This window comes from Pseudomonas sp. RL_5y_Pfl2_73 (assembly GCF_963970515.1).
GTDB lineage: Bacteria > Pseudomonadota > Gammaproteobacteria > Pseudomonadales > Pseudomonadaceae > Aquipseudomonas.
This window is the reverse complement of record NZ_CAXAPD010000001.1, coordinates 324291-345500: the sequence shown is the minus strand read 5'-3', so window position 1 is coordinate 345500 and position 21210 is coordinate 324291. Positions and strand designations below refer to the sequence as shown.

Genomic DNA, 21210 nt, shown 5'->3' with positions numbered 1-21210 from the left:
CGATGTCTGTGCGGGCCTCATCGCGAGCAGGCTCGCTCCCACATTTGGACCTGTATGTACGAACCATTGTGGGAGCTGCTCGCGATGGCGCCGGTTCAGGCGCTACAAAGCCTCAGGGCGAAGACGTCGAGGGCGTGAACTCCAGCTTCAACTCGCCCCGGTACTGCCCGGTGTTTTTGTCGATCTGGTTGAAGGCCGGGGTCTGCAAGGTGATCGGCCAGGGCGTGCACACCACCGGGAAGGGCACGTTGGGCAGGCGCACGGCGCGGATGTCGGCGTTGTTGATGCCGGTAAAACTCACCGGTTGCCCGGACACGTGCTGGGTCTCCCCCAGGTTGGCGGTGCGGGTGCGGACCTTGTACTCGATGCGGTTGCGCTCGCCGATGCCGCCGGAGGCATGGTGGACGAAGAAGCGCCCATCCATGCCCGGTACGGGGTTGGTGCCGGTGACGCGGATTTCGTAGCGCTGGCTGTTGGCGTTGTAGCCATCGTAGAGACAGGCGTCGACGACGGTTTGGCCGGAGACGATGCCACCCGGGCCGTTGCTCAAGGGGCGTGTGCGCAGGTTCAGGTCCACCAGTGGAGTACTGACACCGTAGGCGGGCAGGTAGATCTGCATGTTGTTGTGGTCGGTGACGTCCAGCTTGAAGTCCACGGTGTAGGTGTTGGCTGCCCCGATAGGTTGGCTGGCGTATGTTTTCAGTTTGAGTATCAGCTGTGCGGTCCAGACTCCTCCCGATGGCAGTCTGGCCAGTTCCGATTGCGGTATCCAGATGGTGGAGGCACTGCCCCGAGGGCTGATCTGGTCTCCGCACACCTGATGGTTGTTGCTGGTCAGGTGGTGCTGGCGGGTTCCCCATCCGGTGGTGAAGCATCCCGAGTTTGTGAAGTACCGCTCCATGTATCCTCGAACAACCAGCACCTGAGAAAGGCGACTGCGTCGTTCGGTGAACCGAAGTGATATGGAACTGATGCCTGCATTCCCCGAGTTTGAGGTCGGGCAGGCCCCGTTTTTCGGATCGCTGGACGAGAGGCAGACAAAGAGCATCTGACGGTAGTTGAAGTTGGTGTCGCTATAGCCGTGCATCTTGCGTGTCCATAAGTAATGGTCGCTGGCGGGCGCGGCACGGTCAAAGCTCAACTCTTCACGCTGATAATAATCGCTCGGGTCAACGTTATTCTGGGCTGGGGCAGGCAGCGTCACGAGTGCAACCGCACTGCAGAGCAAGGTGCATACCTGGCGTATCCGGCGATGGAGGTATGAAGACAGGTTCATGGTTGGTTTCTCTTGTCTGGCGATAACGCGGCATTGCGACGGGCAGTCCAGCGTTCCAGGCGACCGGGGTCGTGCAGCTCTTTCGGCAATGCGTCCATAGTGGTGCTCTGGCAGGTGAGCGTGCCAACCCGCCGCAGGCTGCTGTGGGCGGCCCGGGTTTGTATCGCGCAGGCGTGCACGCCGTTGAGGTCCAGGGCGAACAAAGGTTCGGGATGATGATTGAGGTCGACAACGAAGCTGCCGTCCTCGCCGGTCTCGAGCATCGCCGCATTAAGGATCGCCGCCTGTGCCAGCGGTTCACCCTGGGCATTCACCAGGCGCCCGACGTAGGTGTAGCTGACGCTGGACTCGATCCGTTGCACGGCCAGCTTGCCCGGTTGCAGGAACCACTCGCGGCTGCCGTTGCCGACGTTCACTGAACTGAGGTTCTGGCGCGAGGCATCGGCGTCGCTGATGCGGGTTTGGGTGGCTTCGAAGCCGTTGACCGGAATCAGGCGCTTTTCACCAAAGCCGATGCTGGTCTGGGCGCCGTAGCCGCCACTGATCTTGGCGGCCGCCCCGGTGGCGTTTTCCACTGGTGCCGCGACGATGCCCACCGCGGCCCCTGGCCCTGTACCGCCTTGGCCTTGGCCCCAGAAGAAACCTTCGCGCCCCAGCGCCAGAGAGGAGGAGTGATTGCCGCTCAGGCTTGGCCGCGAGTCTTGCTGGTCCCCGCCGCGCTGGGCCACCGTCAGGCTGGTTTCGCCCCAGTTACGTTCGATCCGCCCGCCGACTTCCGCGTCCCAGCGTCCCAGGTCATCGTAGCCGACCCCGGTGTTCACTTCATTCCTGCCCTGTTCGTTGTCCCAGGCGCGGGTGTGGCCCAGGCCGGTGCGCAGGCTGTCACGGGCATTCTGTTCGCGACGCATGTCCACGCCGATGTTGCTTTGGCGATAGCCGCCGGTATTCGAGCGCTCGTTGTGGGACAGGTTCAGGCTCAGGTACACGCCATGGTCGGTGTCGCGGTTGCCGCTTGCATTGCGGAAGGCGCCTACCCGATGAATGAGATGGAACGGCCCCAGGACATGGCTGCGGGAGAAGCCCAATTGCAGGGTCCGGGCCCAGGTGGAAGTCGTCAGGTCGCGGGTCGGGTCGTCTTCGTCGGGAGAGTCGTTCCAGTAGGAGAACGGATTCACCTGAGCATAGCGATTGTAGGTGTAGCCGGCACTGAGGGTGCCGCCAGCCAGCGGCAGGGAAGCGCTGGCCATCAAGGTTTCGTTGCAGCCGCTCTGCTGGTAGGCGCGGGTGTTGTGTTCGCAGGACGGGCTGCGCAGCGAGTAGCGATACAGGTTCCAGGAGATCCCGTGGGTGAAGGTCATTTGCTGGCTATTACCGCTCGCGCCATCGTTGCCGGCCAGGACGGCGCCCGATAACGACCAGTTGCTGGCGCCCAGCGTGCCGGCCCAATCCAGGCGGCTCTCGTTGTAGAACGCCGAGTCCAGCGAAGTGATGGCGCTGGTGAACGCCAGGTCATCACGCAACGGAATGCGCAGGCCGGTCTGGGCTACGGCGGAGGGGGCCTGCTCATACAACGAATGTTCCGCCGTGCGCCCGCCTTGCAAGAACCATTGCACAGTGTCGTCCCCAAGGCCGTTGCCGTCGGTGCGGCTGAAGGGCACGGTTTCGGTGCGGGTCACCTGGCCGTTTTCGATGACCCGCAGGGTCACCGGATAGCTGCCGTTGGGGAAGGTCCGGGTGTCGACGTTCTGCACGCCGGCGTCCAGGTAGGAGGTGGACAGCAGTTCTTCGCCACGGAACGCATCGACGCGCGAGCGCTGGGTCAGGATCAGGGAAATCGGCGTGCCTTGCCCAACGACGTCGCGGTTGAGGTAAGCCAGGGTGGTACCGACACGGGCGCCATCGATCCGGCCCAGGGGCAACAGGCTGAAGCTGAAATTGCCGCCTTCGGCGCTGGACAGGTTGCTCATGTCCATGCGCCCGGCCTGGGCGTAGTGTTCACGATCGAAGTCCTGCCGGTAGTAGATGTTGTTGAACTCCAGGTTGCTTTCGCTGCTGCGCTTGTTCTGGTAGGCCTGGTAGTTCCAGGTGAAGCCCAGGTGGCTGGTTTCGCCCAGGCCCAGTGCACCGAGGCCGCTGGTACCCAAGGCGCGGTAGCTGTCGGCCTGGGCGATGTTGATGTTTTGCCGATGGACCAGGGCGTTCTGGGCCTCGGTGGGTGTATGCAAGCGCAGCGCCGCCGCATCGTTGGCCGGCAGCCAGTCCTTGCGCATGAGGATCTGCAGGCGCGCGCCGGCCGCGTCGAGAATTACCGCCACCGCGTCGGTTTCCAGGTAACCGCAACTCGCTTCGCTGGCCAGGCCATAGGAGCAGGCCAACTGGCTGTTGCTTGGCAACGGTTCAGACAGCAACGATTGCAGGTCCTGGGCGGAGGCCGAGGCACCGGCCTCGATCAGCAGCGCCGCGATTCGCTCGGGTTGTTGGAATTCGATACGGCCGGGGCGCACCATCACAGGATGCAGGCCCAGGATGCGATTGAGCAGGTGGAGTTCAAGTTGTTCCACCTGACCTTCAACCAGGGCTTCGAAACCGGCCGGCACCTGGGGCAGATCGGTGGATGCGACCGATACGGCATCGGCCAGCGCCCAGGACAGGGTGATGGAGAGTACGGTGAAGTGGCGTTTCATACAGAGCCTTGACGGAGGAAAAGGGAAGTACGGCGGCGCCGCACCTCCCTTCTGGGGACGAACCGGCGATACTTAAGGCTGCTGGGTCAATACCAGGCTGACCATGCCTTCGTAGCGACCGGCGTTGGCGATTACGCCAGCAGTGCTCTGGCGGATTTCCAGCATTTGCTCGATCGAGCCGCTGGTAGGGTCGCCACCTGGGAACAGGTCGGCGGCGGGTAACGTGACACCGGTGGTATTGAGCGCCCGACCGCCGTAGTTCACGCTCAGGGGAACGGCCGCGGCGGCGGGGTTGGTCATGTTGGCCAGGACTGGACTGGTGATCAGTCGCAAGGTCATGTCTTTGTTTGTGTCATTGCTGTAGATCCGCGTACTCAGGCTGGTTGGCCGCAGGCCAGCACCCGGCAGATACGCCATTTCCATGGACGGTGGCAGCGGGCTGCCATCGGACTGGAGGATTTCCAGCGTCGGGTCGACATCGGCAAAGACCATGATGCTCTTGTCTACTGCCATGGCGGGCAGCGAGGTCAGGGCGAGCAGGGCCAAGGGTGCGAACTTCATCAGTTTCATGGGTTTTCCTCTTTTGCTATGGGTGAACGGGGGCCTGACCCCGTGCGCGAGCACGTGGCCTGGGTCAACAGTGGGGGATTAGCTTTCCGGCGTTACAGTGAGGGTGCGTGGACGCTTATCGTCGCTGGTCACGAAACGCACGAGCACATTGCCATTGGCGCCGGGTGTCGAGACAGGCAGCGTGCTGCCGGGGTAAAGGCTGCGGTTGACGTCGTTCCAGATGCAGTCTTTCTCGCCCTGGACGTCGGCACATCGACCGACCTGCAGCACACCGACGCGCAGTGTGCCGTCGTTGCGCAGTTCGTTGCCCTTGGGTTGCAGCTTGAGGCTGGTGCGACGCTCGTCGGGCAACAGACGTACCAAGGCACCCCAAATCAGGTTGACGCCGATCCTGGGTTTTACCCCGTCTGGCCCTGAATCGTCTTCCTCCGCCAGACCCGGTGCCGCGACCGGCTCGAAATAGACCCGATAGACGGTCTCTTCGCTGGGTATTGCCTGGGCGATGATCCGTATGGTGCGGCTCGCGCCAGGCGCCAGCACCGTGCGTTGTGGCGATACGACAATGCCCAGGGCATCGGCGGGCGACAGCGGGCTTTCATGTTCGTCCGGCGTGCCGGGGCGCTGGATCTGGGTCACGTTGACCTTGATGTACTGCACCTTGTCGGACTTGGAATGCAGTTGGATCTGGCCAATGCCATCCTGCTCGGCGCCGATGGTGCTGCTCATCGGGTACACGACCATGTTGGCGGTCGCTGGAAGCGCCAGGCTGATGGCGAGTGTCATGAAGGCCAGTTTGCCCAGGACAGCCCAGCGATGGGTAAGCGCTTGATACAAATGCATTTCAAACCTCAAACAAAGGAAGATGGACGATCAACGTTTCAATACCCTGAGTACAGGGGGCCTGTTTCGACCAAAACCTACGGTCATGCCACGAAAACACCGGCGCTTCGATAACGCCACGCGAGACCCACGTAGTACTTCTTTGTTGCTTCAAATCCTTCGCTATTTCCTGTGGGAAATTTCCGGAGTAAATTAATGTTTCAATGCCCCCTGCTTGCTGACTACTGCGAAATGGATGGGATTCCGAGTGCGCGCAGTCTTGGCGCGGCCGTGGTGCCGATTCTGATGAGGCGATGATGGACGTTTTTTATGTCGGGGATTTTGGTGGAGTATATACACCGTGTCAATAGTGTTGGTGGAATATATACACGTTCGTTTGCGCGAAGAAATTGACCGCTGTGGTGTTTCGCTGGCGGCCGCGTCTCGCGCGGCGGGGGAATCGAGCCCGCAACGCTTGAAAGAAGTGGTCTCGGGGCGGCAGAAGTGCCCGGCCGATCTGGTGGCGAAACTGGTGGCGATCGGGGTGGACGTCCAATACATCCTGACGGGCCAGCGTGTGCAAACCGCGCCAGCCTTGGCGCCGGACGAAGAATTGCTATTGGATGGCTACCGTGCGCTGGATGGGGCGGGCAGGAAGCGGCTGATTGCCAGTTTGCTGTCGGGTTAACCTCAGGCCTCGGGACGATCGCGAGTCGTGTCGCGACAGCCTCATCAGTTGCCCCGCAAGAACATTTCCCGACTCAACCCATGGCGTTGCATCTTTTCATTGAAGGTGCGGCGCGGCAGTTGCAGTTCTTCGAGCACGGCTTTCACATCGCCTTTGTGCCGGGTCAGGGCGGCGCGCAGGCATTGGGCTTCGAAGGCTTCCTGCTGGGCCGCGAGGGACTGGCCAGGCTCCGTCTCCAGGACGGGCAGTTGATCGAGCCCCAACACCTGGCGTTCGGCGACGTTGGCCAGTTCTCGCACGTTGCCCGGCCAGTCGTGGCTAAGTAGGTGGCTCAACTGCGGGCTGCTCAGGGGCGCGGCGGGGCGGCCCAGGCGTTCGGCGGCGCTGTGGGTGAAGTGTTCGAACAGCAAGGGAATGTCCTCGCGCCGTTCACGCAGCGGCGGCAGGCGCAGCTCGGCGATGTTCAGGCGATAGGCCAGGTCTTCGCGAAAACGCCCGGCCCGGGCTTCGTCCAGCAGGTCGGGCTTGGTGGCGGCGATGATGCGCAAGTCCACATGGATGCTCTGGTTGGACCCCAGGCGTTCGAGCTTCTGTTCCTGCAACACCCGCAGCAACTTGGCCTGTTGGGCCAGGGGCATGCTCTCGATTTCGTCGAGAAACAGCGTGCCGCCGTCGGCGTATTCGAGCTTGCCGATGCGCTTGCCCTGGGCGCCGGTGAAGGCGCCGCTTTCATGGCCGAACAGTTCCGCCTCGAACAGCGGTTCGGGAATAGCCGCGCAGTTCAACGCGACGAAGGGCTTGCTCGCCCTCGGGCCGAAGTCATGCAGGCAACGGGCGACCAGTTCCTTGCCGCTGCCGGTTTCGCCGCGGATCAACACGTTGACCGGCAGTGCCGCCAAGTCCAGCACCTGGCGCCGCAGGTTTTGCAGCGCGCGGGAAACCCCCAGCAGCGTGCCATCGAGGCGGGCGCGGGCGTCGGCCTGTTCATGCAGACGACGGTTTTCCAGGACCAGGGTGCGCTTGTCCAAAGCCCGGCGCAGGCTGCCGAGCAGGGCCTCGGGGCTGAAGGGTTTCTCCAGGAAATCGTAGGCGCCGTCGCGCATGGCTTCCACGGCCATCGGTACGTCGCCGTGGCCGGTCAATAGAATCACCGGCAGGTCGGGATCGCGGCGGCGCACTTCGGCCAGCAGATCCAGGCCGCTGAGGCCGGGCATGCGCACATCGCTGAGGATCACCCCGGGGAAATGCTCCGGCAATCGGGCCAGACATTCGTCGGCGCGGCTGAACAACTGCACCTGGAACCCCGACAGGCTCAGCCACTGCTCGACGGCACTGCGAATGCTGCCTTCGTCATCCACGACCATGACTGAATCAAGCATGCAGTTGCGCCTCCTGATCGATGGGCAAGGTCACGCAGAATACCGCGCCGTGCTCATGGTTGTCCGCCGTCAGCCGTCCACCGGATTCATGGATGATGGCGAACGAAACCGCCAGCCCCAGGCCCAGGCCGTCGCCTACCGCCTTGGTGGTGAAAAACGGATCGAACACCTGGGCCAGATGCTCCTCGGCGATCCCGGTGCCGCTGTCGCTGATGGTCAGGCGCCACAATTGATCATCGGCCTCCAGGCGCACTTCCAGGCGCTTGATGGGGGTGTCGGCCGTGGCGTCGAGAGCGTTGCGCAGCAGGTTGATCAACACCTGTTCGAGTCGAATCGCATCGCCGCGCACCCATGCCGGTCGCGTCAGGTGCAGCACGGTACTGATCTGCTCGTCGCGCAGGCGCGTGTCCAGCAGTTGCAGCGCCTGGTCCACCACCGCCGCCAAGTCCAGACGTTCGCGCAGGCCGCTGGGGCTTTTGCGGGCAAACGTCTTCAGGTGACCGGTGAGGGCGGCCATGCGGGTCAGCATGTCGTCCAGCGGCTTGAGGGCCTTGTAGGCGTCATCGACCCGACCGTGATCGAGCAGCAAGCGTAGAGTCGCCAATTGCATACGCTGGGCGGTCAAGGGCTGGTTGATTTCATGGGCCAGGGCCGCCGACATCTGCCCCAGAGCCGCCAGCTTGGCCGATTGCACCAGCCCGTCCTGGGCTGTGTGCAGGTCCCGGGTACGTTCTTCGACCAACCGTTCAAGCTCTTCGCGACTGCGCTGGCGCAACTTTGCCAGGCGCCAGCGCTGGTTGAGAAACAGCAACAGGAACACCAGCGCCAGCCACGACCCGGCGGCCGCGAACCCAGCGTTGCGACGGTCTTCGAAGGCGATCTGCGGCCGACGCAGCAAGTGCAGCGTCCAGCCTTCGGCGGTCAGTGGCAAGGACTCCCACAAGTAGTCCGCCGAGCCATCAGGCGTCTCGACCCGGGCCAGATGGCTATTGTCGTCAAAGCGTCGCCGGGGCTCATAGGTCAGCGGTTGCAACGGTTGTTTGTCGTATTGACGGGTGGCCTTGAGTTCGGCACGGTCGCTGTCGCTCAGCGGCTGCAAGTGGCGATAACGCCAACCCGGGCGGTTGGCGATGAAGATGATGCCCCGGGCATCGCTGACCAGCAGGGTGTCGTTGCCCTGGCGCCATTCGCGCTCCAGCTCCGGAAACTCCAGCTTTACCACCATCGCGCCGAGGAACTCGCCGTTGTCATCGGTTACGGCGCTGGAGAGAAAATACCCCGGGATGCCGCTGGTCACGCCCACCGCATAAAAACGTCCGGTGCCCTGGGTGCGGGTCTGGAGGAAATAGGGCCGAAAGCCATAGTTGTGCCCGACATAGCTGCTGGGCAGGCGCCAGTTGCTGGCCGCGACGGCCAAGCCTGTGTGGTCGAGCAATTCCAAGGTGGATGACTGGGCGGCGCCATTGATCTGTTCCAGCTTGCGGTTCAACGCATCCTGCTGCGCCGCGCTGACCGGCCCCTTGAGGGCCGAGCGCAATTGCGGGTCCAGCGCCAGCACGGCAGGCAGGGCGCGGTAGCGTTCGATCAGGGTGTGCAGCGAAGTGGCATACAGCGCCAATTGCTGGTTGGCACGGCTGGCCTCTTCTTCCAGCGCCGCACGTTCGGCATGGCGCACGGCGAGGGTGGCGGCAACCGCGGCGCCGGTGAGGATCAGCAGGGTGTACAACGACAGACGCAAGGTACGGGAAGTCGGCAGCATGCTGGCGTAAACCAGTGGAAAGTCGGGCGGGCACGATAGCATGGCGGTTGCGTCAAGCCATCATGTACTTCGAGCCTGCCGCAGATCCTGTGGGAGCGAGCCTGCTCCCACAGGTTTGGCTGTGGCATCACTGTATAAAAAAAGGCCAGTGAGCTTGTCGCCCACCGGCCTTTTTTACCGCGCCAAAATGCCTGTTACTGCACTTCGACCGCCAGGCTGTCACTGATCTTCTTCTGCCAGATGGCGGGACCTGTGATGTGCACCGACTCGCCTTGGCTATCGACCGCAACGGTCACCGGCATGTCCTTGACCTCGAACTCGTAGATCGCTTCCATCCCCAGTTCGGCGAACGCCAGGACCTTGGATTTCTTGATCGCCTGGGCCACCAGGTAAGCGGCGCCGCCGACGGCCATCAGGTAGACCGCCTTGTTGTCCTTGATCGCTTCGATAGCGGTCGGGCCGCGCTCGGATTTGCCGATCATGCCCAACAGGCCGGTTTGCTCGAGGATCTGGCGGGTGAACTTGTCCATCCGCGTGGCGGTGGTCGGGCCGGCTGGGCCGACGACTTCGTCGCCTACCGGGTCGACTGGGCCGACGTAGTAGATGAAGCGGCCCTTGAGGTCCACTGGCAAGGTTTCACCCTTGTTCAGCATTTCCACCATGCGCTTGTGCGCCGCATCACGACCGGTGAGCATCTTGCCGTTGAGCAGCACGGTTTCACCCGGTTTCCAGCTCTGCACGTCTTCCGGGGTCAGGGTGTCGAGGTTGACGCGACGGGCCGATGGGCCGGCTTCCCAGACGATTTCCGGGTAGGCGTCCAACGGCGGCGCTTCCAGCGACGCCGGACCGCTGCCGTCGAGCACGAAGTGGGCGTGACGGGTGGCGGCGCAGTTGGGGATCATGCAGACCGGCAGGGAGGCGGCGTGGGTCGGGTAGTCCATGATCTTCACGTCGAGCACGGTGGTCAGGCCACCCAGGCCCTGGGCGCCGATGCCCAGTTGGTTGACCTTCTCGAACAGCTCCAGGCGCATCTCTTCGATACGGTTCTGCGGGCCGCGGGCCTTGAGCTCGTGGATGTCGATGGATTCCATCAACACTTCCTTGGCCATGACCGCGGCTTTCTCGGCGGTGCCACCGATGCCGATGCCGAGCATGCCCGGTGGGCACCAGCCGGCACCCATGGTCGGAACGGTTTTCAGCACCCAGTCAACGATGGAGTCGGACGGGTTGAGCATGGCCATCTTCGACTTGTTCTCGGAGCCGCCGCCCTTGGCCGCCACGTCCACTTCCACGGTGTTGCCCGGGACGATGGAGTAGTGGATGACCGCCGGGGTGTTGTCCTTGGTGTTTTTACGTGCGCCTGCCGGGTCGGCGAGGATGGAGGCACGCAGGACGTTTTCCGGCAGGTTGTAGGCGCGACGCACGCCCTCGTTGATCATGTCGTCCAGGCCCATGGTCGCGCCATCCCAACGCACGTCCATGCCCACGCGCACGAACACGGTCACGATGCCGGTGTCCTGGCAGATCGGCCGATGGCCGGTGGCGCACATGCGCGAGTTGATCAGGATCTGCGCCATGGAGTCACGGGCCGCCGGCGATTCTTCGCGCAGGTAGGCTTCGTGCATCGCCTGGATGAAATCCACGGGGTGGTAGTAGGAAATGAACTGCAAAGCGTCGGCAACGCTCTGTATCAGGTCATTTTGCTTGATCACGGTCATGAGTCGCGCTCCTCTCTAAAGACGGGAACATTCAATAAGGTGCCGGCCGCTTGGGTGCATCGGTCGACGGGCGGCACCTCTATAAGGCACGCCGGGCATGCTGGCGCGACGCTAAAAAGGCGCGGCAGTATATCGCAGGCCGACCCCCTGTGGGAGCGAGCTTGCTCGCGATAGCGATGTGAGCTTGTGGGCGCACGGTTTGCCCGCGATGAAAATAACGCGCTCTCCCAGGAAATCGAGGCGTCTGCATCGCGAGCAAGCTTTGCTTTCACAGCCCAGCAGGGCGGTGTACAGGCCATGTGTAAGGCATCAAACAACTGCGTCAATCTGGGCCATTGCTTTGACGCCATTTTTCTGCTCCAGAATTGAATGGTCATTTGTCCTACACGCCACTAAAGTGGCGTCTGGCCTGTAGCGTAGGACGCCTCCTGTCAGTTTCCTTTCCCATGGTGAGTCAACGATTGACCCATAACGCCATTCAACGTCTTTTGCTGAAACGCTTCGCTTTGGCGGCCGCGACGTACGCGCTGGCACTGGTTTTGTTGTGGCTGGCATTTTTCAGTGGTCATTACCTCGATTCGTTGCGCGATGTCATCATCGGCAGCGTGTTGGTGGTGCTGTGCCAGGCCGGCCTGTTCGCGCTGTTTATCACCGACCGTAACCTGCGCTTCGCCGACCCGAGCCTCACCGAAGCGCAGGTGTTGATCGGCCTGGGTTGGCAGACCTGGATGATGGCGCACCTGGACCAGGCTCGGGGCGTGTTCCTGGTGTTTTACGTATTGATCCTGCTGTTCGGGCTGTTTCACCTGTCACGCCGGGCCTTCGTGCGCTGCGCGGCGCTGGTGTTCATCAGCTTCACCGCTATTACCCTGTGGGACGGCTACTTCTTCAGGCTTCCCGATCCCACCCTGGCTGGATTGCAGGTGGCCGTGCTGTTTCTCGTGCTGGTGTGGCTGGTGTTTTACGCCCGCTACGTCCAGATATCACGTCAGCGCATGCGCCAGCGGCGGTTTGCCTTGCAGGCGCACCAGGAAACCTTGCGCGGGATGATGCGCCAGCTCGAAGACCTGGTGGCCACCGATGAGCTGACCGGGTTGTTCAATCGCCGGCACTTCCTGCGCCTCGCTTCGCGTGAACTCAACACCCTCAGGCCCGGCATCGCCCATGGCCTGGCCCTGATCGACCTCGACCATTTCAAACGCATCAACGACCTGCACGGCCACGCTGCTGGTGATCAGGTGCTGCAGGCATTTGCCGCGGTCGCCACGGCGTGCCTGCGCGAGGGCGATGTATTGGCCCGTTATGGCGGCGAGGAATTCGTCATGCTGCTGCCCGCCTGCGATCCCCAGCGCCTGACGGCCTGCTGCGAGCGGCTGCGGCTGGCGTTCACCGAAGTCGAGCTGATCGGCCTGCAGGTCGGCACCCTCAGCTTGTCGGCGGGCTTGACGATGCTGGAAATGGGCGACGACCTGGACAACGCGTTGCAGCGTGCCGACCAGGCCCTGTACCGTGCCAAGCGAGACGGCCGCAACCGTTGCGCCGCCGCCTGGGAGAGCGTCGATGCCTGAACTGACAGTCGCCGGTCGGCAATGGACGGTGGCGGCGGGCAGTAATCTGCTGGACGCGTTGAACGGTGCCGGTGTGGCGGTGCCCTACAGTTGTCGCGCCGGTAGCTGCCACGCCTGCCTGGTGCAGTGTGTGGGCGGCGATGTGCGCGACAGTCGTCCCGATGCCTTGAACCCAGTGCAACGCGACCAGGGTTGGCGGCTGGCCTGCCAATGCCAGGTGGTCGAGGATGTGCAGATCCACACCTTCGACCCGCAACGCGACGGCCAGGCCGCTCATGTGGCGGCGGTGGATTGGCTCGGTGGCGAGGTGCTGCGCCTGCGCATCACCCCCGAGCGGTCGCTGCGGTATCAGGCCGGGCAGCACCTGGTGCTGTGGGCCGGCGACGTGGCCCGGCCCTATTCCCTGGCGAGCCTGCCGGAGGAGGACCGTTTCCTGGAGTTCCACCTCGATTGCCGCGAGCCCGGCCAATTCATTGATGCCGCCCGGCAGATGAAGGCCAGTGATCCGATCCGCCTGGGCGAGTTGCGCGGCGGTGCCCTGCATTACGACCCCGACTGGCACGACAGGCCGCTGTGGCTGTTCGCGGCCGGCACTGGCCTGGCGCCGTTGTTTGGCTTGCTGCGCGAAGCTTTGCGTCAGCATCACCAAGGTGCGATTCGCCTTATTCACGTGGCCCATGATGCGACCGGGCATTACCTGGCCAAACCCCTGGCGGCGCTGGCAGCCAAGCATAAAAACCTCAGCGTGGAGCTGCTGACCGCCGTCGAGGCACCGTCCGCCTTGGCGCAACTGCGGCTTGTTTCGCGGCAAACCCAAGCCTTACTCTGCGGCCATCCCGACCGGGTCGAGGCCTTTGCCAAGCGCTTGTACCTGGCCGGCTTGCCGCGCAATCAACTGCTGGCCGACGTTTTCCTGCCCCGTGGTTGAGCGTTTCCAGGCCGGGAACAGTTGCGCAAGGTGATTGAAGAAGTGGGCTGGCAGTTCACCCAGCGCTTGCGCTCGCCCGAGGCGCCACATTTCTGGCAGGCAAAAACCAAAAAGCCCCGCCATTCACATGGCAGGGCTTTTGTTTTTCAGCTCGGTCACTCAGACCATCGGGTCGCCCACATGCAGGATCTTCATCCCGTTGGTACCGCCGATGGTGTGGTAGCTGTCGCCTTTGGTCAAGATGACCCAGTCGCCGGTCTGCACCACGCCACGCTTGACCAGTTCATCCACCGCCGCCTGGCTGACTTCGCCCGGTTGCAGGGCGGCTGGGTCGAACGGCACGGTGTAGACGCCACGGAACATCGATGCGCGGGCCTGGGTTTCACGGTGCGGGGAGAACGCGTAGATCGGCACCGAGGAGCGGATGCGCGACATGATCAGCGGCGTGTAGCCACTTTCGGTCAGGGCGATGATCGCCTTCACGCCCGGGAAGTGGTTGGCGGTGTACATCGTCGCCAGGGCGATGCTTTCGTCGCAGCGCTCGAAGGTCTTGCCGATGCGGTGGCTGGAGGTCTTGCTGGTCGGGTGCTTTTCAGCGCCGATGCAGATGCGTGCCATGGCCTGTACCGCTTCGAGCGGGTAGAGGCCGGCGGCGCTTTCGGCCGAAAGCATCACGGCGTCGGTGTAGTCGAGTACGGCGTTGGCTACGTCGGACACTTCGGCGCGGGTCGGCATCGGGTTCTGGATCATCGACTCCATCATCTGGGTCGCGACAATCACGGCTTTATTGTGGCGGCGTGCGTGCAGAATGATCTTCTTCTGGATACCCACCAGCTCGGCGTCGCCAATTTCCACGCCCAGGTCACCACGGGCCACCATCACGGCGTCGGACGCCTTGATCAGGCCATCAAGGGTTTCGTCGTTGGCCACGGCTTCGGCGCGTTCGATCTTGGCCACCAGCCAGGCCGTACCGCCGGCTTCGTCGCGCAGTTGACGGGCGTATTCCATGTCGGCGGCGTCACGGGGGAAGGACACGGCGAGGTAGTCGACTTCCATTTCCGCGGCCAGCTTGATGTCGGCTTTGTCTTTTTCGGTCAGGGCCGGTGCGGTCAGGCCACCACCGCGTCGGTTGATGCCTTTGTGGTCCGACAACGGGCCACCGATGGTCACGACGCAGTTCAGTTCAGTGGCGGTGGCGGTCTCGACGCGCATCACCACGCGACCGTCGTCGAGCAGCAGTTCGTCGCCGACGCCGCAGTCCTTGACCAGGTCCGGGTAGTCGATGCCGACCACTTGCTGGTTGCCTTCGGTCAGCGGATGGCTGGTGGAGAAGGTGAAGGCGTCACCGATCTTCAGCTCGATGCGCTTGTTGGCGAATTTGGCGATACGGATCTTCGGGCCTTGCAGGTCACCCAGCAGGGCCACGAAGCGGCCGTGCTTGGCGGCGAGGTCGCGCACCAGCTTGGCACGAGCCTTGTGCTCGTCGGGGGTGCCGTGGGAGAAATTCAGGCGGGCAACGTCCAGGCCAGCCAGAATCAGCTGTTCGAGAACTTCCGGCGAATTACTGGCCGGGCCAAGGGTAGCGACGATTTTGGTGCGACGGACGGACATGCAAGACTCCTCAAGTTCAAGCGCCAGCGAAGGCTACTATGCTCTTTGGGTGTAGTCATTGTTCATATGCACTACTTTTTCGTTTGTTTTTCGAAATGAACATTCCTGAAAATTTTTGCGCCTTGTGAAAGGGTGCCCCCCTTTGCAATGTGAACTCATCCTGTAGGAGCTGCCGAGTGCAACGAGGCTGCGATCTTTCCCCAGACAATTGAGTTTCAAGCGAAAGATCAAAAGATCGTCCGAACGCGGCCCGAGCCTTCGGCATCTCCTACAGATTTTCCCACCCAGGTCGATACAGAGCTCAAGACAGGAGAACCTCCCATGCGATTCGTGCTTTTTGTTGCCCTGGCCCTGAGCGTCACGGGCTGTACCCGTTGGTCGATGAACCATCACATGAACCTGGCCTACAAGGCCTATGACCGCGGCAATTGCGAGCAGGTCATGCTCGAACTGTCCCAGGTCGACCGCGCCAGCCGTGCCCGCCGCTATATACAGCCGGAAGTCTCGATGCTGCGCGGCCAGTGCCTGGAACGGCAGAAGCTGTTTATCGATGCGGCGCAAACCTACCAGTTCATCATCACCCAATACCCCAACAGCGAATACGCTTTCCGCGCCCGTGCCCGGCTCGAGACCCTGCAGAGCCTGGGCCATTACCCTACCCGTAGCGCCTCGGCGATCCGTCCTACTGCGTCTTGACCCCTCCCCCCGGCCAGGCGTCATCCCTGGCCACCGCTTCTATCTGTCTTGTTTATGAAATTTAATTCATGAGGCTGGTCGTCATTCCACCTTGGGCTATATTTGTACAAGTCGTAGTTAGAGCTAGATCTCTACTTTCTAGAAGCACCTGAGACCGGCAGAAACAGGCTCAAGACGATTGACAGCGTCTGGCACCGGTATTGGGGAGAGCGGGCTCGTTTGGGTTCGTTCCGAAGTGATCGGTAGGCCCGGTATGTGGCCGCTAAGAAAGCGATACAAGACATGTACAAGGAACGCCGAATCGAACGGCATCAGTTGCCGTATTTTCTCAGAGTGTTCAACGGTATCAACGACAGGCCCATCGGCTTTTTGGGCAATGTTTCTGACAATGGGCTGATGCTGATCAGCCCGTTGCCGTTGATGATCGGTGCGGATTTTGACCTGCACCTGAAAATCCCCGCCGACGAAGGGCCACAGCAAAACATCAAGTTGAAAGCCAGGTGCCTGTGGTGTCATGAAGATGTGACCCCGCAGCATTTCGACGCCGGTTTCAGCCTGCTGTGGGCACCACCGGACTACGGGGAGCTGGTGAGCGCGTTGCGGCAGTATTTCAGTTTTTATCCGTTGTCGGCCTCGGCCTGAGCGCCCATTTGATTGTTGTTGGGGCACCACTTGTGGGAGCGAGCCTGCTCGCGATGGCGATTTCAAGTACGCCATCGCGAGCAGGCTCGCTCCCACAGGTTGCGCATTAACTACTAGATATTATTCAGTCGCCTGCACTTGCGCAGCCTTCAGCGCTGAACCCTCGCTTCGTTATCCAGCATCCTCTCCAGCAACAACACCCCCATCTCGCCCATCTCGCCCATCTGGTGAATCGCCAGCGCCAGGTTGCGCGGGGCGCCTTCCAGGTCTTCCGATAGATCCAGGATCAGCGTGCTCACCGAACAGAAGGTTTCGTAGGTGTGCGCGAGCATGCCTTCGGGGTCGGCGTCGGGGGCGACGATGAAGTAATCCGGTTGTGTGTAAGGTTTTTTGTCGGGTTGGCCGTGGTTGGGCTTGAGGTAGTAGTCGAGGGCTCTTTGAGCCGCTTCGTCGAGCTTTTCGGGGTCGGGGGTTTCGTGGGGTGGATTTGGGGTCGGCTTGATCATTTACTGCTCCTTTAGAAATGGAGCCGTCACTTTTTCGCGACTAAACGAAGGGGGTGGCGGCTGTACGCAGGTTAGTCGACCGGGAGGAGTAGCAAAACCGGCGCGCCCGAGAGCGCCCTGCGTACAGTCACCATCAAGTGCAGGGATAGGGAGGCCTGACTGGATGACGCTTGTGCACACGCTACTACTGCCCGGGCGACTAAACCCGATCGCTGGGTATCAGCGACGCGAATCAAGTTACGGGGCAAGGCCAAGGTGCACAAGCCGGCGGATTCTGGCGGATCTGTAGTCCGTTGCGCAAGGCGCTGTAGTTAATCGGACTTTTGCTGGCTCGCTGTAGGACCAATGCGGTCCCGCATGACCGGACGGGCGCTCCAGTGCGAAGCGCTCCCCAAAAGGGGGGGCTGCGCAGCCCGGCGGGAGCAAGCTCCCTCGCCACGCGTTCATCGTTTTTCTTAAGGGATCAGCTTCAGGCGGTCCCGGCCTTTTTCCAGGCCAGGTATTGGCTCACCAGGTCCGCGCCCAACTCACTGGGGCGCGAATCCAGGGTTGGCACACCATGGGCGGCCAGTTGCTTGTGCAGCTCGGCCCGTGCGTTCAAATAGTCCACCGTCCCGCAGTAAGCCAAGGCTTGCGGCAGGGTTTGCACCGGCGTCTGGCGCAACCGGTCTAGGGCCTCTTCCCGCAGGCTGGCCACCAGCACCCGATGCTGCTGGCCCAACCGTTTGACGGCCGCGAGCAGATCCGCGTCGTCCTCATCCCGCAAGTTGGTCACCAGCACCACCAGGGCCCGGCGTTTTTGCCGGGCCAACAATTGAGTGACGGCGGCCTGGTAATCGGCGGGGCGTTGGCTGCTGTCGAGGTCGTACACGGTGTTGAGCAGGACGTTGAGCTGGCCGGTGCCTTTGACTGGGGCAAGGTAGCGGTTTTGCTCGCTGGCGAAGGTACTCAAGCCCACGGCATCGCCCTGGCGCAGGGCGGTGTAGCTGAGCAGCAGGCACGCATTGAGGGCGTGGTCGAAATGCGCCAGCTCGCCGTCCTGGCTGCGCATGCGCCGGCCGCAGTCGAGCATAAAGATGATCTGCTGGTCGCGCTCGTCTTCGTATTCCCGGGCAATCGGCGTGCGATGGCGGGCCGTGGCTTTCCAGTCGATCTGGCGCAGGCTGTCGCCCTCGCGAAATTCGCGCAGTTGATGGAATTCCTGCCCCTGGCCACGGCGTTGACGCTGGCGGATGCCGAGTTGGCTGAGCCAGTTGTCCACCGCCAGCAGTTGACCGTCGTAGAGCCTGGCGAAATCCGGGTAGACGCGGGTGTGGTCGACGGCGTCCAGCAGGCGTTTGTCGGCCCACAGGCCCAGCGGGCTTGGCAGGTTGGTTTCGCAGTGGGCGAAGGTGAAATGACCGCGCTTGAGCGGGCGCAGGCGGTAGCCGACCTGGCTGCGCTGGCCGGGTTGCAGTTCGACCGACAGCGGCAGGTTTTCGAAGTCCAGGCCGTCGGGTACATGGTCGAAAAGCTGCACGTGCAGCGGTTGGGCAAAGTCATGGCTGATGTCCAAGCGGATTTCACCCCAGCGGCCCAGGGCCAGGCTGCCGGGCATTTGCCGTTGCACCCGGGGCGAGGGCAGGCGCCGGACGCGCACCGCGTCGAGCAGCGCCAGGGCCAGCACAGCCAGCAGCAACCCCCAGTTGATCGACAGCAGCGTCGATGGCACCGCCATGCCCAAGGCCCGTAGCGCGCCGAGCACGATGCTCACGGCCAGCAGCACGGCGAGCCAGGTCAGCAGCAGGCGTGAGGGTTTCATGGGTGCATTTCCATGACAGGGCAGCAACCCATTGTGGTGAGGGGATTTATGTGGGAGCAAAGCTTGCTCGCGAAACAGGCACCTCGATTTCTGCGAGAGCGCCTCGCTTTCATCGCGGGCAAGCTTTGCTCCCCCATAGATTCCCTTGCCATCACAGGTATCTGCGGCATGGTGTTACTCACAGCCGCGGCGCCGGCACTTGATCGAGCAGTTGCTCCAGCACCTGGTCCACCGACAGCCCTTCGATGTCCAGTTCCGGCGCCAGACGTACGCGATGGCGCAGCACGGCCAGGGCGCAGCCCTTGATGTCATCCGGTACCACGAACTCGCCTGCGCGCAACAACGCCCGCGCCCGGGCGCAACGTACCAGTGCGATCGAGGCGCGAGGCCCGGCGCCGAGGGTCAAGCCCGGCCAGCTACGGGTGGTGCGGGCCAGGCGCACGGCGTAATCGAGTACCTGGTCGTCCATCGGCAGGTCGCTTGCGATGCGTTGCAGCGCTTGCACGTCCTTGGCCTGCAACACCACGCGCAGCGGCTGTACGTCGAGCATGTCGGCGCGGGTCGAGCGGCTGACCTGACGCACCATGTCCAGTTCCTGGTCGGCGTCCGGGTAGTCCATGCGTACCTTGAGCATGAAGCGGTCGAGCTCGGCCTCCGGCAGCGGGTAGGTGCCTTCCTGTTCGATGGGGTTCTGGGTGGCGAGCACCATGAACGGCTGGCTAATGGGCAATGCGCGGCCTTCGAGGGTGACCTGGCGTTCCTGCATGGCTTCGAGCAGCGCGGCCTGGGTCTTGGCCGGCGCGCGGTTGATCTCGTCGGCCAGCAGCAGGTTGGTGAACACCGGGCCCTTGCGCAGCTTGAACTGCTCGGTCTGCAAGTCGTACACCGCGTGCCCAGTAACATCGCTGGGCATCAGGTCCGGGGTGAACTGGATGCGCGCGAACTCGCCGTTGAAACACCGGGCCAAGGCCCGCACTAGCAAGGTCTTGCCCAGCCCGGGAACGCCTTCGAGCAGCACGTGCCCGCCGGCGATCAGTGCCGTGAGCACATCGTCGATCACGCTGGCCTGGCCGACCACCGCCTTGCGTAGCTCGGTGCGGATGGCCTGGGCCAACTGACTGGCGCGCTGGCGCTGTTGGGCGGCGTGGGCCTGGCCGTCGACAGGTTCGTTTTGTTCAGTCGTCAATTCTGGCGTTCTCCTAACGGTTAAATCCTATGACTAGCGACATGATGTCGTTACATGATCTGGCGCTTTCATGCCTTGCAGTGCTGGGCGGTGACAACTGAGTCGCCGGCACACCTTAGCCCATCTGGAAATGCAGGTTTGGAAAGATCAACCCGGCGAAGCGTGCCGGTAAACCCGCTTCCACCGTGCGGGATCTGGGGGTATTGCTGACCACGATTCCCGCTTCGATCAAGCGGCCCAGTTCTTCTGTCGCAAGTCGGTCCTTCAGGCCTGTGAACACCTTGAACTCCGCACGCGGCATAGCCCCTTGGGTGAGAAGCGCCAACACAGCCGCTGCACTGGTGGGCCGGAGGCCGACCCGGCGAAGCTCAGGATCGGTTGAAAACACATGAACAACCTGCTCGCGCAGCTTGGCCGGGTTTAGCGAGGTGGTCATGTACTCGATCTGGTCGTGGCAGACATCGAGCATGAATTCAATGAAGTTGAAGTAGTGACGCTGTGAGAGTTGGCCGCGCCCGTCGTAGTCACCTTCGCGAGGGCGATCAGCCAAGGCCAGGAAGCGATAGTACTCATCTTGCCTGCGCGCCAGGCCACGAGACAGTGACCAGAGGAAAGGTTTTAGCCCGAGATGAACCAGTTGCAGGTGGGTGAGCATCCGAATCACTCGACCATTGCCGTCAAGGAAGGGGTGAACAAGCGCCACTCGATGATGGCCTGCCAGGGCAGCAATCAATTGGCGCCGCGGATCCCTGATTCGTCCGTAGTGCAACTGCAGATGCTCAAGCATGGGCAATACAGCGGCAGCTGCTGGAGCGATATGCGCGCCAGCCTGGACCTGCTCGTTCTCTTCGGCCCGCAGCCTGCCGGGCTCCATCATGCGACCATCGCCCAGGGTCAATTCCTGCTTGGAGGCGTCCTTGAACAGTCGACGATGGATGGCCGCGATCAACTTGGGATCGAACAGGGCGGAGAAACTGTCCGTTGGCCGCATGCGCAGCAGCCGTTCCGTCACCTCCTGCTGCGTCATGTGTTGCACGGCCAGCTCTTTGAGCTCTTTTCTTTCCCGCTTTGGTGTCGTGCGAGCAGCCTGGAGGTCGGCGATTTCGGTCCGATGCCCTTCGATCAGGTTCGAATAGTAGGTATTGGTGATGCGTAACAGGCCCGCCAGTTGCCTGGATGTCTCGTCGGCCAGCCGTCCGGCCAGAAAGGCTGCCTTGCGTGGCAACTGATCTGCGGCCTGAATGATCGAGTCGGGCAGATTTTCTGGCAGTACGGGGTCAAGGTACGTTTTCGAAGTGATCATCGTTTTGCTTCCAGCGAACACAAACGGCTATTTCTTGGTTATGCCTGCGGAAATTTCTGCGGAAAATAAAGCGGCC

Annotated in this window: 17 protein-coding genes; 5 read left to right on the top strand and 12 right to left on the bottom strand. The window is 62.4% G+C overall.

Features of this window, described 5'->3' with window-relative positions:
* Positions 1-112 precede the first annotated feature (112 nt).
* The 4 genes from AACY42_RS01600 to AACY42_RS01585 all read right to left on the bottom strand — a co-directional run bounded on the left by AACY42_RS01600 (position 113) and on the right by AACY42_RS01585 (position 5370).
* Entirely contained in the window at positions 113-1276 is a 1164-nt protein-coding gene (locus AACY42_RS01600) for a CfaE/CblD family pilus tip adhesin (protein WP_339475645.1), read from the bottom strand.
* Positions 1273-3960, bottom strand: coding sequence for a TcfC E-set like domain-containing protein (locus AACY42_RS01595; protein WP_339475643.1), 2688 nt, complete (start codon positions 3958-3960; stop codon positions 1273-1275). The genes AACY42_RS01600 and AACY42_RS01595 overlap by 4 nt, the downstream gene beginning before the upstream one ends.
* A 72-nt stretch (positions 3961-4032) precedes the next feature.
* The gene (locus AACY42_RS01590) at positions 4033-4530 is read right to left on the bottom strand and encodes a CS1 type fimbrial major subunit (protein ID WP_339475640.1); all 498 of its coding nucleotides are present in this window, start codon (positions 4528-4530) and stop codon (positions 4033-4035) included.
* Between the two features lie 78 nt (positions 4531-4608).
* Positions 4609-5370, bottom strand: coding sequence for a hypothetical protein (locus AACY42_RS01585; RefSeq protein WP_339475637.1), 762 nt, complete (start codon positions 5368-5370; stop codon positions 4609-4611).
* A 340-nt stretch (positions 5371-5710) separates the two neighbouring features.
* Between AACY42_RS01585 and AACY42_RS01580 the strand changes: the two genes are divergently transcribed.
* Complete coding sequence (locus AACY42_RS01580; RefSeq protein ID WP_339475635.1) at positions 5711-6037, top strand: hypothetical protein; 327 nt, start codon at positions 5711-5713, stop codon at positions 6035-6037.
* A 44-nt stretch (positions 6038-6081) separates the two neighbouring features.
* On the opposite strand, the gene AACY42_RS01575 is transcribed toward AACY42_RS01580, so the two are convergent.
* From AACY42_RS01575 to AACY42_RS01565, 3 genes are all read right to left on the bottom strand, one after another.
* The gene (locus AACY42_RS01575; protein ID WP_339475632.1) at positions 6082-7416 is read right to left on the bottom strand and encodes a sigma-54-dependent transcriptional regulator; all 1335 of its coding nucleotides are present in this window, start codon (positions 7414-7416) and stop codon (positions 6082-6084) included.
* On the bottom strand, positions 7409-9175 hold the full coding sequence (locus tag AACY42_RS01570; RefSeq protein WP_339475629.1) for a sensor histidine kinase: 1767 nt from the start codon (positions 9173-9175) through the stop codon (positions 7409-7411). The genes AACY42_RS01575 and AACY42_RS01570 overlap by 8 nt, the downstream gene beginning before the upstream one ends.
* 194 nt (positions 9176-9369) lie before the next feature.
* The gene (locus AACY42_RS01565) at positions 9370-10893 is read right to left on the bottom strand and encodes a fumarate hydratase (protein ID WP_339475626.1); all 1524 of its coding nucleotides are present in this window, start codon (positions 10891-10893) and stop codon (positions 9370-9372) included.
* A 461-nt stretch (positions 10894-11354) separates the two neighbouring features.
* Here AACY42_RS01565 and AACY42_RS01560 point away from each other — a divergent pair, with 461 nt between their 5' ends.
* Complete coding sequence (locus AACY42_RS01560; RefSeq protein ID WP_339475623.1) at positions 11355-12461, top strand: GGDEF domain-containing protein; 1107 nt, start codon at positions 11355-11357, stop codon at positions 12459-12461.
* Entirely contained in the window at positions 12454-13389 is a 936-nt protein-coding gene (locus AACY42_RS01555) for an iron-sulfur-binding ferredoxin reductase (protein ID WP_339475621.1), read from the top strand. The genes AACY42_RS01560 and AACY42_RS01555 overlap by 8 nt, the downstream gene beginning before the upstream one ends.
* Positions 13390-13548: 159 nt before the next feature.
* On the opposite strand, the gene pyk is transcribed toward AACY42_RS01555, so the two are convergent.
* A complete protein-coding gene (pyk, locus tag AACY42_RS01550) occupies positions 13549-15000 on the bottom strand; it encodes a pyruvate kinase (protein WP_339475618.1) in 1452 nt (483 codons plus the stop codon).
* A 321-nt stretch (positions 15001-15321) separates the two neighbouring features.
* Here pyk and AACY42_RS01545 point away from each other — a divergent pair, with 321 nt between their 5' ends.
* Together AACY42_RS01545 and AACY42_RS01540 are read left to right on the top strand one after the other, a co-directional pair.
* Positions 15322-15696 carry a tetratricopeptide repeat protein gene (locus AACY42_RS01545; protein ID WP_339475616.1) on the top strand — a complete coding sequence of 125 codons (375 nt, stop codon included), beginning with the start codon at positions 15322-15324 and terminating at the stop codon, positions 15694-15696.
* Between the two features lie 282 nt (positions 15697-15978).
* Positions 15979-16338, top strand: a complete 360-nt coding sequence (locus AACY42_RS01540) for a PilZ domain-containing protein (protein WP_339475613.1) — start codon at positions 15979-15981, stop codon at positions 16336-16338.
* 149 nt (positions 16339-16487) lie between these two features.
* Here the strand turns inward: AACY42_RS01540 and AACY42_RS01535 are convergent, their stop codons facing one another.
* The 4 genes from AACY42_RS01535 to AACY42_RS01520 form a co-directional block, all read right to left on the bottom strand.
* Entirely contained in the window at positions 16488-16844 is a 357-nt protein-coding gene (locus AACY42_RS01535) for a DUF6124 family protein (RefSeq protein WP_339475611.1), read from the bottom strand.
* Between the two features lie 469 nt (positions 16845-17313).
* The gene (locus AACY42_RS01530) at positions 17314-18645 is read right to left on the bottom strand and encodes a DUF58 domain-containing protein (protein WP_339475609.1); all 1332 of its coding nucleotides are present in this window, start codon (positions 18643-18645) and stop codon (positions 17314-17316) included.
* Between the two features lie 178 nt (positions 18646-18823).
* Positions 18824-19831: an AAA family ATPase gene (locus AACY42_RS01525; RefSeq protein ID WP_339475607.1), complete on the bottom strand. Its 1008-nt coding sequence runs from the start codon at positions 19829-19831 to the stop codon at positions 18824-18826.
* Positions 19832-19946: 115 nt separating this feature from the next.
* Positions 19947-21134: a Fic family protein gene (locus tag AACY42_RS01520; protein ID WP_339475605.1), complete on the bottom strand. Its 1188-nt coding sequence runs from the start codon at positions 21132-21134 to the stop codon at positions 19947-19949.
* Between the last annotated feature and the right edge of the window lie 76 nt (positions 21135-21210).

What these genes read in the sequence shown, in the direction of transcription:
- AACY42_RS01545 (WP_339475616.1), top strand. Translation starts at nt 15,322, where the DNA reads ATGCGATTCGTGCTTTTTGTTGCCCTGGCCCTGAGCGTCACGGGCTGT.
- AACY42_RS01595 (WP_339475643.1), bottom strand. Translation starts at nt 3,960, where the DNA reads ATGAAACGCCACTTCACCGTACTCTCCATCACCCTGTCCTGGGCGCTG.
- AACY42_RS01575 (WP_339475632.1), bottom strand. Translation starts at nt 7,416, where the DNA reads ATGCTTGATTCAGTCATGGTCGTGGATGACGAAGGCAGCATTCGCAGT.
- AACY42_RS01540 (WP_339475613.1), top strand. Translation starts at nt 15,979, where the DNA reads ATGTACAAGGAACGCCGAATCGAACGGCATCAGTTGCCGTATTTTCTC.
- AACY42_RS01565 (WP_339475626.1), bottom strand. Translation starts at nt 10,893, where the DNA reads ATGACCGTGATCAAGCAAAATGACCTGATACAGAGCGTTGCCGACGCT.
- AACY42_RS01530 (WP_339475609.1), bottom strand. Translation starts at nt 18,645, where the DNA reads ATGAAACCCTCACGCCTGCTGCTGACCTGGCTCGCCGTGCTGCTGGCC.
- pyk (WP_339475618.1), bottom strand. Translation starts at nt 15,000, where the DNA reads ATGTCCGTCCGTCGCACCAAAATCGTCGCTACCCTTGGCCCGGCCAGT.
- AACY42_RS01585 (WP_339475637.1), bottom strand. Translation starts at nt 5,370, where the DNA reads ATGCATTTGTATCAAGCGCTTACCCATCGCTGGGCTGTCCTGGGCAAA.
- AACY42_RS01570 (WP_339475629.1), bottom strand. Translation starts at nt 9,175, where the DNA reads ATGCTGCCGACTTCCCGTACCTTGCGTCTGTCGTTGTACACCCTGCTG.
- AACY42_RS01520 (WP_339475605.1), bottom strand. Translation starts at nt 21,134, where the DNA reads ATGATCACTTCGAAAACGTACCTTGACCCCGTACTGCCAGAAAATCTG.
- AACY42_RS01555 (WP_339475621.1), top strand. Translation starts at nt 12,454, where the DNA reads ATGCCTGAACTGACAGTCGCCGGTCGGCAATGGACGGTGGCGGCGGGC.
- AACY42_RS01590 (WP_339475640.1), bottom strand. Translation starts at nt 4,530, where the DNA reads ATGAAACTGATGAAGTTCGCACCCTTGGCCCTGCTCGCCCTGACCTCG.
- AACY42_RS01535 (WP_339475611.1), bottom strand. Translation starts at nt 16,844, where the DNA reads ATGATCAAGCCGACCCCAAATCCACCCCACGAAACCCCCGACCCCGAA.
- AACY42_RS01600 (WP_339475645.1), bottom strand. Translation starts at nt 1,276, where the DNA reads ATGAACCTGTCTTCATACCTCCATCGCCGGATACGCCAGGTATGCACC.